The organism is Rossellomorea orangium (genome assembly GCF_019334305.1).
Taxonomy (GTDB): Bacteria; Bacillota; Bacilli; order Bacillales; family Bacillaceae_B; genus Rossellomorea.
The window spans coordinates 287,494-300,069 of the sequence record NZ_JAHWGH010000012.1; the positions used below are offsets into that span (position 1 = coordinate 287,494).

Annotated in this window: 11 protein-coding genes and 1 other annotated feature; of the genes, 8 read left to right on the plus strand and 3 right to left on the minus strand. The window is 44.4% G+C overall.

All coding sequences use genetic code 11. The annotated features are described in order from the left end of the window. Positions 1–30 precede the first annotated feature (30 nt). Positions 31–573, minus strand: coding sequence for a cysteine hydrolase family protein (locus KYJ26_RS08040; protein ID WP_219166755.1), 543 nt, complete (start codon positions 571–573; stop codon positions 31–33). A 113-nt stretch (positions 574–686) separates the two neighbouring features. Further along, positions 687–902, minus strand: a complete 216-nt coding sequence (gene sspI, locus KYJ26_RS08045; protein WP_206851204.1) for a small acid-soluble spore protein SspI — start codon at positions 900–902, stop codon at positions 687–689. A 124-nt stretch (positions 903–1,026) separates the two neighbouring features. On the opposite strand from sspI, the gene KYJ26_RS08050 reads away from it, so the two are divergent. The 3 genes from KYJ26_RS08050 (at position 1,027) to pheT (ending at position 5,649) form a co-directional block, all read left to right on the plus strand. Then, positions 1,027–1,788 (plus strand): TrmH family RNA methyltransferase, encoded by a 762-nt coding sequence (locus KYJ26_RS08050; RefSeq protein WP_219166756.1) that lies wholly within the window; start codon positions 1,027–1,029, stop codon positions 1,786–1,788. 59 nt (positions 1,789–1,847) lie between these two features. Further along, positions 1,848–2,089: a binding site (T-box leader), on the plus strand. Positions 2,090–2,168: 79 nt separating this feature from the next. Further along, a complete protein-coding gene (gene pheS, locus KYJ26_RS08060) occupies positions 2,169–3,206 on the plus strand; it encodes a phenylalanine--tRNA ligase subunit alpha (protein WP_219166758.1) in 1,038 nt (345 codons plus the stop codon). A 28-nt stretch (positions 3,207–3,234) separates the two neighbouring features. After that, on the plus strand, positions 3,235–5,649 hold the full coding sequence (pheT, locus tag KYJ26_RS08065; protein ID WP_219166759.1) for a phenylalanine--tRNA ligase subunit beta: 2,415 nt from the start codon (positions 3,235–3,237) through the stop codon (positions 5,647–5,649). 302 nt (positions 5,650–5,951) lie between these two features. Here pheT and rnhC read toward each other — a convergent pair whose 3' ends face one another. Continuing rightward, the gene (gene rnhC, locus KYJ26_RS08070) at positions 5,952–6,875 is read right to left on the minus strand and encodes a ribonuclease HIII (protein ID WP_219166760.1); all 924 of its coding nucleotides are present in this window, start codon (positions 6,873–6,875) and stop codon (positions 5,952–5,954) included. 132 nt (positions 6,876–7,007) lie between these two features. Here rnhC and zapA point away from each other — a divergent pair, with 132 nt between their 5' ends. The 5 genes from zapA (at position 7,008) to KYJ26_RS08095 (ending at position 12,500) form a co-directional block, all read left to right on the plus strand. Then, the gene (gene zapA, locus KYJ26_RS08075; RefSeq protein ID WP_206851199.1) at positions 7,008–7,268 is read left to right on the plus strand and encodes a cell division protein ZapA; all 261 of its coding nucleotides are present in this window, start codon (positions 7,008–7,010) and stop codon (positions 7,266–7,268) included. A gap of 7 nt (positions 7,269–7,275) precedes the next feature. Beyond that, positions 7,276–7,815: a CvpA family protein gene (locus tag KYJ26_RS08080; RefSeq protein WP_219166761.1), complete on the plus strand. Its 540-nt coding sequence runs from the start codon at positions 7,276–7,278 to the stop codon at positions 7,813–7,815. 163 nt (positions 7,816–7,978) lie between these two features. Then, positions 7,979–9,688: a DNA polymerase/3'-5' exonuclease PolX gene (gene polX, locus KYJ26_RS08085; RefSeq protein WP_257474923.1), complete on the plus strand. Its 1,710-nt coding sequence runs from the start codon at positions 7,979–7,981 to the stop codon at positions 9,686–9,688. 20 nt (positions 9,689–9,708) lie between these two features. Then, positions 9,709–12,063: an endonuclease MutS2 gene (locus KYJ26_RS08090; protein ID WP_219166763.1), complete on the plus strand. Its 2,355-nt coding sequence runs from the start codon at positions 9,709–9,711 to the stop codon at positions 12,061–12,063. 29 nt (positions 12,064–12,092) lie between these two features. Then, positions 12,093–12,500 (plus strand): DUF350 domain-containing protein, encoded by a 408-nt coding sequence (locus KYJ26_RS08095; protein WP_098354631.1) that lies wholly within the window; start codon positions 12,093–12,095, stop codon positions 12,498–12,500. The last annotated feature ends 76 nt before the right edge of the window (positions 12,501–12,576 follow it).

Sequence of the window (12,576 nt, forward strand, 5' to 3'; positions counted from 1 at the left end):
CTTATGAAAAGGGTCTCTTTTTATGTGCATTCATAAGGTCATTTCCCCGGATAAGGTCATGTCGGCGGAGATCGTTTTTTTAATGATGCGAATGGCGCTTTCATTATCCTCATCCGTTTCAGAAGCCATGCAATCCCTTGGTATCGACATATCATATTCCCTCATATAAGCATCATTGGCAGTATACAGGACACAGATGTCACCTGCGATGCCTGTTAAAATAAGGTGCCCTACATCTAGCTGATGAAGCAGGATATCGAGCTGCGTCCCGAAAAAGCAGGAGTGCTTGGGTTTGATGATGAAATAGTCATCGGTATCAGGGTGAAGCTTCTCGATGACGGTTCTCCCCCTTCCTTTTTTGCACTCTTCAATGACGTCATTCATATTATCCTGCCAAAGCCCATAGTTATCATTCACATAAATGACCGGTACTCCTGCTTCCTTTGCTTTCTTCTTCAATTCCCGAATATTCCCGACGATATTCAGCGTATTTTCGTAAAGTTTCTCTCCGCCCTCAAAATCAAACGTATTAATCATATCGATGATTAACAATGCGCTTTTCTTATGATTCATACAGCGTTTCCCCTTTTGTTTACATATGTATTTTTCATTACCACTGAAAGGGCGATCTATAAACCTGGAAGGAATAAAACAAGGGCAATCCATTTTTAGGATTGCCCTTGTTTCTAATGCATTTGCTGCAATGATTCCTCTAATGTTTCAAGGACCATTTTTTGTTCCTGCGGATCTGCGTTTTGCCAGAAGACTTCAAGCAGTACACCGAGGCCTGGAAGAGTTTTTTCTTCCCCTCCCTGGATGGCGTCGACGATGGTGTCTCTCAGTTCGTCCTGGTTATTACCAGATACGTTGTGTATGATCGCTTTACGTAAATTAAGATTCATCACACATTTCTCCTTTTTTCTAGGATAAGGAACTCATTGTTATCTTGTCTCAAATTGAATTTATTATGTAGGAAAGTTAAGGTATAATGAGACGTTGAATAGGAATTTAAAGGAGCGGATACGATTGAAGTATATTCAATCCTCAAAAAACCCTGTAGTTAAACAGTGGAAGAAATTATTAACCAAAAAAGAACGGGATCTCACCCGTACATATATCATTGAAGGCTTTCATCTTGTGGAGGAAGCGTTAAAACAGGAAGATACAGTCTTAGAGATCATCCTTGTAGAAGGAGTCGACATCCCTCAGAAGTGGAACGTGGACTCTGTTTCCATCACGATGGTGTCCGATGAAATTGGGAAAGTCCTGTCTGATACGGAAACCTCACAAGGGATCTTTGCCATCTGTAAGCAAAAAGAGGATGAGCATATCATCGACCAGGCAGCAACGCTGATGCTCCTTGATGGTCTGCAGGACCCAGGTAACATCGGCACAATCATCCGAACAGCCGATGCAGCTGGGATCGATTTGGTCGTGTTAGGGAAAGGGACGGTGGATCCTTATAACCCTAAAGTATTGCGCTCGGCACAGGGAAGCCATTTCCATATTCCCATTGTCAGGAAAGACCTTCATGAAGTCATTCCAATGTTGAAGGAGCGGAACATTCCTGTGTACGGGACCGCCCTTGAAAATGGTGTTGAATATACAACGGTCAAGCCGCACTCTTCTTACGCCCTCATTATGGGGAACGAAGGAAATGGGATGTCGAAAGACCTTTTATCGGAGACGGATCAGAACCTCTATATTCCGATTTACGGCAAAAGCGAATCATTGAATGTAGCGATAGCTGCAGGTGTTTTACTGTACTATTTCAAAAATGGGCAGTGAATTCCCTGAAAAGGTTTGAAATTTGCTGTGAAATTCACTATAATAATGCACATATAACTTTAAAAACGTTGAAAGAGGAAAGTAGCACATGACCTTCTTTAAGGGAGAGGATGCCTTTAGACTGCAAGCATCCTTAAGAAAACATGATGTGAACATTTCACCTCTCGAGTTGGCATCGGGACCATTCCATTATTGCGAATGTAAAGATGCACCGGCAAAGCCGTTATCCGAATGAAGTGAGTATGTCCACCCGTGGATATGCTTATAAGGGTGGTACCGCGATATAAACCTCGTCCCTTTTGGGGATGGGGTTTTTTTATTTGTTTTAAAATAAATTAAAACCGCCCGTTCGGACGATATACATTAAAGGAGGAAGAACAATGGAGGACAAATTACGATCCCTTCAACAAGAAGCCATCGAAAAAGTAAACGAAGCTCAAGACCTGAAAGAACTGAACAACATCCGTGTTGCCTATCTGGGGAAAAAAGGACCGGTAACCGAAGCTTTAAAAGGAATGGGAAAACTGTCAGCGGAAGAGCGTCCTAAAATGGGGGCACTTGCCAATGAAGTCCGTGGAGCGATCACGGAAACAATTGAAGCGAAGCAGGCCGTGCTTGAAAAAGAAGCGGTGGAAAAGAAGCTTCAATCCGAAACGATCGATGTCACATTACCAGGTCGCCCCGTGAAAAAGGGAAATCATCATCCCCTTACGATGATCGTGGAAGAAATCGAAGACCTTTTCATCGGTATGGGCTACACGGTTGCTGAAGGACCGGAAGTCGAGAAGGATTATTATAACTTTGAAGCCCTGAACCTTCCGAAAGGACATCCGGCCCGCGATATGCAGGATTCTTTCTATATAACTGAGGAAACACTGTTGCGTACCCATACGTCACCAGTTCAGGCAAGAACGATGGAACTCGCCAAAGGAAAAGGCCCGATCAAGATCATCTGTCCAGGTAAAGTGTACCGTCGCGATACGGATGATGCGACACACTCACATCAATTTACTCAAATCGAAGGTCTTGTCATTGATGAAAACATCCGCATGAGTGATCTTAAAGGAACGCTGAATGTGTTTGCCAAGAAAATTTTCGGTGAAGACCGTGAAATCCGCTTACGCCCAAGCTTCTTCCCATTCACAGAGCCTTCTGTCGAGATGGATATCTCATGTAAGATTTGCGGTGGAAAAGGCTGTCGTGTATGTAAAGGAACAGGTTGGATCGAAATTCTCGGCGCAGGGATGGTTCATCCGAATGTCCTTGAAATGGCAGGATTTGATTCGAAGAAATATACTGGATTCGCATTCGGTATGGGACCGGAGCGTATTGCCATGCTGAAATACGGAATCGATGATATCCGTCATTTCTACACAAATGATACGCGTTTTGTCACACAGTTCGGAACACAAGAGTAATCGAAAATCGGGTAGGAGGTACTAACACATGTTTGTTTCATATAAATGGTTGGAAAATTATGTAGACCTATCAGGCACAACACCTGAAGAGTTGGCAGAGAAAATTACAAGAAGCGGGATCGAAGTTGAAGGGGTAGAACGTATCGGCGAAGAAATCAAAAATGTGGTCGTCGGCTATGTACTTCAATGCGAGCCTCATCCCGATGCGGATAAATTAAATAAATGCCTGGTGGATGTAGGGGAAGAAGACCCCGTCCAAATCATTTGCGGTGCACCGAACGTAGCACAAGGTCAGAAAGTGGCTGTGGCAAGAGTAGGAGCGGTCCTTCCCGGCAATTTCAAAATCAAAAAAGCAAAGCTTCGCGGTGAAGCATCCCACGGGATGATTTGTTCCCTGCAAGAGCTTGGGGTAGAAGGTAAGCTTGTACCGAAAGAACATGCAGAAGGAATCTATGTATTCAGTGATGATGCACAAGTCGGTCGCAATGCAGTTGAATTATTAAACCTGGATGATGCGATCCTCGAGCTTGGCTTGACACCAAATCGCTCAGACTGCTTAAGCATGCTTGGTGTTGCGTATGAAGTGGCAGCGATCCTGGATCGTGAAGTAAAGCTTCCTGTAACCAATCTTTCCGAAGCTGGTGAACGAGCATCGGATTATGTAACGGTTAAAGTAGAAGCTAAAGAAGATAATCCTTTATATGGTGCTAAGATCATCAAAAATGTCAAAATCGGACCATCTCCACTTTGGATGCAAAATGCACTGATTTCAGCGGGAATCCGTCCGCATAATAATGTAGTCGACATTACGAACTACGTGCTGTTGGAATATGGCCAACCGCTCCATGCGTTTGACTATGACCGCCTCGGTTCAAAAGAAATACTTGTCCGTCGTGCAAAAGATGGTGAAACCTTCGTAACACTGGATGATGCGGAAAGAACCTTATCAAGCAGCCAGCTTGTTATCACCAATGGTACGGAACCTGTTGCCCTTGCCGGAGTGATGGGTGGAGCGAATTCAGAAGTCCAGAACGATACGACCACTGTCCTTCTTGAAGCGGCTTACTTCACTGGTGCCATCGTAAGGGGAGCGTCGAAAGATCATGGGCTCAGAAGCGAAGCGAGCACCCGCTATGAAAAGGGAGTAGACCCGAACCGTGTCCTGAAAGCAGGAGAAAGAGCGGCTCAATTGATGGCTGAATATGCCGGAGGGGAAGTCCTTGAAGGCACTGTATTGGTTAATGAATTGGATGTAGAACCTGTTAAAGTGGAGATCACTCTGGAAAAAATTAATTCTTCTCTAGGAACAGACATCACAGTTGAAACAGTGGAAGACATCTTCCGCAGACTTCAATTTGATATCGAAGTGAACGGTGAAACGTTTGCCGTTACGGCTCCTACAAGAAGGGGAGATATCACCATCCCTGAAGATTTACTTGAAGAGGTGGCACGCCTTTACGGCTATGATAATCTTCCGCTTACTCTTCCAGAAGGAGAAGGAACGCCTGGTGGTCTTACGCATCACCAGCTGAAACGACGGACTGTCCGCCGTTATCTAGAGGGAGCAGGATTATTGCAAGCCATCACGTATTCACTGACAAATGATAAAAAAGCGACCCAGTATGCACTGGACGTGAAAGAGCCTGTCCGTTTATTGATGCCGATGAGTGAAGAACGCAGCAACCTACGCTTAAGCATCATTCCGCAGCTTCTAGAAGTGGTTTCATACAATAAAGCCCGTCAAAACGATTCACTTGCTTTCTATGAAGTCGGATCCGTTTTCTTAAGCGAAGCAGGGGAAGAGCTTCCCGAGGAACAGGAGCATATCGCAGGTGCCCTCACAGGCCTGTGGCACCAGCACGCTTGGCAGGGAGAGAAGAAGCCTGTTGACTTCTATGTAGCTAAAGGGATCCTTGAAGGAATGTTTGAAGAAATCGGTGTTTCTGAAGCCATCTCTTACCGTCAGGCGACTGTAGAGGGAATGCATCCAGGCCGGACGGCAGAAATTCTCTTGGATAACGAAGTGATCGGTTTTGTCGGAGCGATTCATCCGGAAGTGGAAAAAGAATTGGATCTGAACGAAACGTATGTGTTCGAACTGAAAGCTTCTCCTGTATTTCATTATGAAAAGCCGGCACTAAGCTATACGCCGATCCCACGTCATCCATCGATCACAAGAGATATCGCCCTTGTTGTAGATGTGGATGTGAAAGCAGGGGAACTGCAATCCATCATTAAAGAGGCTGGAGGAAAACTTCTGAAAGAAGTGGCCGTCTTCGATCTTTATGAAGGGGAGCATATGGAAGCAGGCAAGAAATCACTTGCATTCTCCTTGAAATACTTCGATCCGGCGAAAACCTTGACGGATGAGGAAGTCGTAAAAGTGCATGATAAGGTACTTTCAACAGTGAAAGAAAAAGCAGGAGCCGAATTGAGGGGATAATTCGATTCTTGGAGGAGATGTCAGACAGGGGTCTGGCATCTTTTTTTTGTATGTACGGGATTTTGGAAGGGGAATATTCTGTGGGGAATCAGCAGGTGAAATAAGGATGATATTCAGCAACTGAAATATACAAATAAATCACCTGCTGAATTAAGGCTAATATTCAACAGGTGAATTACCTAGAAAATTCACCTGCTGAAAAACAAAGAAAAATCAGCAGCTAAATATCTTTCACTTTTCAACAGCTGAACAAGCCACCAAAAAACAAAAAGCCGCATCGCTACACTGATGCGGCCTCTTCCTCATTTCCTTGCTAACTTCATTGCCTTCTCACTATTCGCAAAATGCCATTTGGTGATCGATTTTAATTCCTCGACCCCTTTTCGCTTGATGATCTTGGCTGCGGCGACATCCACATGTTTTCCTGCGCCTTTAGGTATTTCGACGCCAGCTTTTGCACTCAGCTTATCCATTTCTTTCAGGAATGCATAGCGTGCGATGATTGAGGCAGCTGCAACGGCAAGATGGATGCTTTCTCCCTTTGTGCTGAAGTATACCCGGTCCTTTTGGACTTTTTGTTGAGCAGACACGTGTTTGAAGTATGTATTCTTTTCGACGAATTGGTCGATCAATATTCCCTCAGGTTGTTCAGGGTCCATCTTTTCCAGTAGGTTCAGGATGGCTTTGTTGTGAAGGAGTGCCTTCATTTTCCCTTGTGTCATCCCTTTGGCCTGCATCTCATTGTATTTTGGATTATGCAGGATGAGCAGGGAATAAGGAATGGTGGAAATGAGATCCCTGGCAATGCTGATGATTTGAGGGTCTGATAGGTTTTTGGAATCCTTCACCCCGAGTTCTTTCATGAGGGGGATATGCTCTTTCTTCACGTAAGCACTGACGACGGTGATCGGTCCGAAGAAATCTCCTGTCCCGACCTCGTCTGAACCGATGACAGACCAATCGGCAAAGTTCTCAGGCAGGTTCGTCGTACCCTTGGTTGGGGATTTGACCTTCGGGGTAACGCTGCTTCCCCACTGACTTGCTTCGCCATCACCGTTTGCTCCCTGAAACAATACTTTCCCGGATTTATAAGCGGTTACCGTACAGCCTGATGGTTTAGCCACAAATACGGCACCCGGCGGCAACTTGTCGACCAACACCTTTTGATAATGGTCTTTCATTTTCTCGATTGTTCCTTTAGTTGTTTGAATGACGGTATTGGCCATGTTTCTCTCTCCTTATGACAAAAATCTTGTATTGAATAAAAATTGTGAGCTATTATGACAAATTCCTTCCATAATCAAAAAGTTTCATGGTATGATTATGTGTAGGATTCTTAATGAATGGGGGCTTTCAGGTTGTCTGATGAACAAAAAAATCGTACCACTGTAGACATATATGGACAACAATATACGATTGTTGGGACTGAATCAACAAGTCAAATCCGATTCGTTTGTTCGAAAGTCGATGACAAAATGAGAGAGATCAACTCCATGAATCCATCTCTCGACACAAGCAGATTGGCGGTTCTGACAGCGGTGAACGCCGTAAACGATTATCTCAAACTTCAAGAACGAGTTGAAGAGCTTGAACGGGAAATTAAACGATTAAAGGATTGAAAAAAAGATGTTGGACTTAGCTTTGTTAGTCATCCTGGTGATAGGGTTTTTAATAGGATTAAAACGTGGATTCATACTCCAGGTCATCCACATATTCGGGTTTATCGTTTCTTTCATTGTAGCATACATATATTATGATCAGCTTGCTCCGAAGTTGACTTTATGGATCCCTTATCCTGTACTGGACGAGCAATCCACATTGAATATGATATTTGAATCGACCCATTTGGATCAAGCATACTATCGTGTGATTGCGTTTGCGCTGATTTTCTTCGCAACTCGTATCATACTGCAAATCATTGGATCGATGCTCGACTTCGTTGCACATCTTCCTCTATTAAAGCAGTTGAATGTACTTGGCGGAGGGATATTGGGCTTTATTGAAGCATACTTAATGATCTTCATTCTATTATATATTGCTGTATTATTGCCGATTGAGTCGGTTCAATCACTCATCAATCATTCGTTCATAGCACAAGGGATGGTGAAACATACTCCTGTTTTCTCTGATATGGTGAAATCATGGTGGATTGAATACGTTGCCTGAAAAAGGGCTGACTATAAGTATGCAACTCACATTCGTAAGGGTTCCCTTCACGGATTAGTTCATCTTATAAGTCAGTCTTTTTTCTTTTTATGGCAATTTTGCTACTATAATAGGTGGAGTGTTAGGACCATATTTTTTAATTCTAAGATAGAGGGTGAATCTCTTGAATAAAAAAGATATTATAAAATTATTAGAACAAATTGCAATATATATGGAATTAAAAGGTGAAAATTCGTTTAAAACATCAGCCTACAGAAAAGCGGCAGCGGCACTGGAGAATGATGACCGCAGCTTACAGGAAATCAGTGATTTCACCAAGCTTCCAGGCATAGGGAAAGGGACAGCCGGTGTCATTGAAGAGTACATAAACGAAGGGACCTCTTCTGTTCTTGAAGAATTGCAAGAGGAAGTTCCCAAAGGATTGATCCCCCTTTTGCAATTACCGGGCCTTGGCGGGAAGAAAATCGCTAAGCTTTATAGTGAACTTGGGGTAGAAAATATAGAAGATTTGGAAGAAGCTTGTAAAGAGAGCAGAGTACAGGCTCTTGCAGGTTTCGGGAAGAAGACGGAAGAAAAGATCTTAGCAGCCATTGAGCAGGTAGGGAAAAGACCTGACCGATTACCTATCGGATTTATGATGGGGATTGCAGAAGAGATTGAAGGTTATCTTTCTGAGATTGAGAGCATCCATACCTATTCGAGAGCCGGAAGCTTGAGAAGGATGAGGGAAACCATTAAGGACCTCGACTTCATTCTGGCAACAGAACATCCTCATAAGGTGAAAGAAGAACTGTTGAAATTGCCGAATATCGTTGAAACCATTGCGGCAGGGGATACGAAAGTTTCATTGACCCTCTCTTACCAATGGGATGTCAGCATCGATTTCCGAATTGTAAAACCGGAAGAATTTGCGACAACCCTTCACCATTTCACGGGATCCAAGGACCATAATGTCCGCATGCGTCAGCTTGCAAAAGAACGTGGAGAGAAAATCAGTGAGTATGGAGTAGAGAATAGTGAAACAGGTGAAGTGACAACCTTTAAGACCGAGGAAGAATTTTACCATCACTTCAATCTTCCCCTGATTCCACCGGAGCTGAGAGAGGATGGAAAAGAAGTAGAAGAGTTCAGTAAGGAATATCCTCTTCTCACGTTGGAAGATATAAAGGGAGACCTTCACATGCACTCCACTTGGTCTGATGGTGCCTATTCCATAGAAGAAATGGTGCAAGCATGCCGTGCCAAAGGGTATCAATACATGGCCATCACCGATCATTCCCAGTATTTGCGGGTGGCAAACGGTCTTACAACAGAACGGTTATTGAAACAGATCGAGGAAATAAACGAAATCAATCAGAAATACGATGATATAGAAGTCCTTTCAGGTATCGAAATGGATATCCTTCCTGACGCTACCCTGGATTATGACGATGACATCCTGGAAAAGGTGGATCTCGTGATTGCCTCCATTCATTCAAGCTTTTCACAGTCTCAGGAGAAAATCATGGAGAGACTATCAACAGCCTTGAAAAGTGCACATGTGGATATCATTGCCCACCCCACTGGCAGAATCATTGGTAGACGGGAAGGCTATGATGTCGATATAGATCTTCTTATCCAGTTGGCGAAAGAAACAGGTACGGCTCTTGAGCTGAATGCAAATCCGAACCGCCTGGATTTGTCTGCTGAAAATATCCGGAAAGCACAGGAGCAAGGTGTGAAGCTTGTAATCAACACAGATGCCCACAGTATCGACCATCTGGAATTTATGAAGGTCGGTGTCGGGACTGCCCGTAAAGGATGGATCAAGAAAGACAGTGTCATCAATACATGGGATAAAGATGAGTTCATTCAATTTATTAAGCGAAACTGAAAAAAGGTGGAATACATTCCGTGAATTCTAAAGTATTAAAGACGTTAGAGTTTGACAAAATCAAAGAACTATTAAAGCAATTCGCAGCATCTGCACTTGGTCATGCAAGGGTATCTTCCCTCATGCCTTCAGTCGAATATGAAGAGATCACAGCTCTGCATGAAGAGACGGATGAAGCTATGACCATACTCAGATTAAAAGGTCACGCGCCACTAGGGGGGATTTTCGATATACGACCTCACGTGAAGCGGGCTCAGATAGGCGGTATGCTTTCGCCTTCTGAATTCGTACAGGTGGCGAGTACGATCCGGGCAAGCAGGAAGCTGACACAGTTCGTGGAAGAACTACTTGAGGAAGAAGTGGAGATACCACTGTTACAGGAGAAAATGGGGACGGTCATTCCGCTTCCTCAACTGGAGCAGGATATAAGGAAAGTGGTGGACGATAACGGTGAAATCCTGGATTCAGCCAGTGAAACACTGCGCACGATCCGCACCCAGCTCCGTGCCAATGAAGGCCGGATCCGGGAGAAGCTGGAACGTATGATCCGATCTTCAAATGCTCAGAAAATGTTATCCGATGCCATCATCACCATCCGGAATGACCGGTACGTCATTCCGGTAAAACAGGAATATAGAGGGCAATACGGCGGGATCATCCATGACCAGTCCTCATCAGGGCAGACGTTGTTCATCGAGCCTGAAGCAATCGTTCAGCTGAATAATCAGCTGCGGGAGTATCGATTAAAGGAACAAACGGAAATAGAAAAGATTCTGCAAGAGCTTTCTGAGAAAGTCCAGGAATTTGGAGAAGAACTGCTTCTGATCGTCAACGTGCTGTCAGACGTAGATTTCATGTTTACGAAGGCAAAGTTCGGGCGGTCCATCAAAGGGTCTAAACCAACGATCAATAATGAACGACGGGTAAAGCTGAATAAAGCGAGGCATCCATTGCTGCCGATTGAAGAAGCTGTTGCCAATGATATCGAGCTTGGGAATGAGTTTTCCTCCATCGTCATCACCGGTCCGAATACGGGTGGTAAAACGGTTACCCTGAAGACATTGGGCTTAACAAGCCTGATGGCACAGGCCGGACTTCCGATTCCTGCTCTGGACGGATCCGAAGTAGGGGTATTCCGTACCATCTATGCCGATATCGGGGATGAGCAATCGATTGAACAAAGCTTGAGTACCTTCTCTTCCCATATGGTCAATATCGTCGACATTCTGAAAAAGGTCGATCACGAGAGCCTCGTATTGTTTGATGAATTGGGAGCAGGTACGGATCCTCAAGAAGGGGCGGCATTGGCGATTTCCATCCTGGATGAAGTTCATGGAACAGGGGCAAGGGTCGTTGCGACCACCCACTATCCCGAGTTGAAAGCATATGGATACAATCGGGAAGGTGTCGTGAATGCCAGTGTGGAATTTAATGTAGAAACATTAAGTCCTACGTACAAGCTTTTACTTGGGGTGCCGGGAAGAAGTAATGCGTTTGACATTTCCAAGCGTCTCGGTTTGTCAGATGGGGTCATTCAACGGGCGAAGTCCCACATCGGTACCGATAGTAAAGAAGTCGAGAACATGATTGCCTCCCTCGAAGACAGCAGACGTCAGGGCGAACGGGAGCTTGAGGAAGCTCATGAGCTTTTAAGACAGGCAGAGAAGATGCATAAAGATATGCAAAAGCAAATGATGGAGTATTACGAGAAGAAAGATACCCTTTATGAAAAGGCTCAGCAAAAAGCCAGTGAAGTCGTTGAAAAGGCGAAGGCGGAAGCTGACCAGGTGATCAAGGATCTGCGGAAAATGCAGCAGGAGAAATCGGCACAAATCAAAGAACATGAATTGATTCAGGCGAAAAAACAGCTCGAAGATGCGACTCCTAAGTTGAAAACGGGTCAAAAGAAGAAGTCCACGGGATCAAGCCATGAATTGAAGCCAGGTGATGAAGTCAAGGTGTTGAGCTTTGATCAAAAAGGTCATTTGGTCGAAAAAGTGTCGTCAAAGGAATGGCAGGTTCAAATGGGCATCATGAAGATGAAAGTGAAGGAATCGGACCTTGAATTTATCCAGTCCCAGCAAAAGGTGGAAACGAAGCCCCTCGCTACAGTTAAGGGAAAGGATTTCCATGTCAGTCTTGAACTTGACTTGCGCGGTGAGCGTTTTGAAAATGCATTATCAAGAGTGGAGAAATATATCGATGACGCCCTCCTTGCCGGCTATCCCCGCGTTTCCATCATCCATGGAAAAGGGACAGGTGCTTTAAGACAGGGAGTACAGGAGTATCTGAAAAATCACCGCTCAGTCAAAAACATTCGTTTTGGGGATGCAGGTGAAGGTGGAACGGGAGTAACGGTCGTTCAATTCAAGTAATTGAAAAAAGGATTAAAGGGAGCTTTTCAATGGAGAATTTCTGGGAAAATGAATTTGTTCAAACGGCGGGGAACTACAGTGTCGTCATCCTTTGCCTGGTATTGTTCTTAGCGATTTTTGAACTGGTGACCAAGTATCGGAACTGGGAAGAAATTAAAAAAGGAAATTTGGCTGTGGCAATGGCGACAGGCGGTAAGATTTTCGGGATCGCCAATATTTTCAGGCACTCGATCAGCCACAATGATACCATTCTTACCACAATAGGATGGGGCGTTTTCGGCTTCATCTTATTGTTGATCGGGTATTTTATTTATGAATTTCTGACACCCAAATTCAGGATCGATGAAGAAATTGAAAATGATAACCGGGCGGTTGGCTTCATTTCGCTGGTCATCTCAGTCGGATTATCCTATGTCATAGGAGCCGGTATATCGTAAGGAGAGGGAATATGGAAACATTGGCAAAGGTTCTGCTTACCCTGTGCGGGGTATTCATCGTGGTCGGGATCATCTA

Coding starts and splice junctions, on each gene's coding strand:
- rnhC (WP_219166760.1), bottom strand. CDS start 6,875: ATGGCCAATACCGTCATTCAAACAACTAAAGGAACAATCGAGAAAATG.
- sspI (WP_206851204.1), bottom strand. CDS start 902: ATGAATCTTAATTTACGTAAAGCGATCATACACAACGTATCTGGTAAT.
- pheT (WP_219166759.1), top strand. CDS start 3,235: ATGTTTGTTTCATATAAATGGTTGGAAAATTATGTAGACCTATCAGGC.
- KYJ26_RS08095 (WP_098354631.1), top strand. CDS start 12,093: ATGGAGAATTTCTGGGAAAATGAATTTGTTCAAACGGCGGGGAACTAC.
- pheS (WP_219166758.1), top strand. CDS start 2,169: ATGGAGGACAAATTACGATCCCTTCAACAAGAAGCCATCGAAAAAGTA.
- KYJ26_RS08040 (WP_219166755.1), bottom strand. CDS start 573: ATGAATCATAAGAAAAGCGCATTGTTAATCATCGATATGATTAATACG.
- KYJ26_RS08080 (WP_219166761.1), top strand. CDS start 7,276: ATGTTGGACTTAGCTTTGTTAGTCATCCTGGTGATAGGGTTTTTAATA.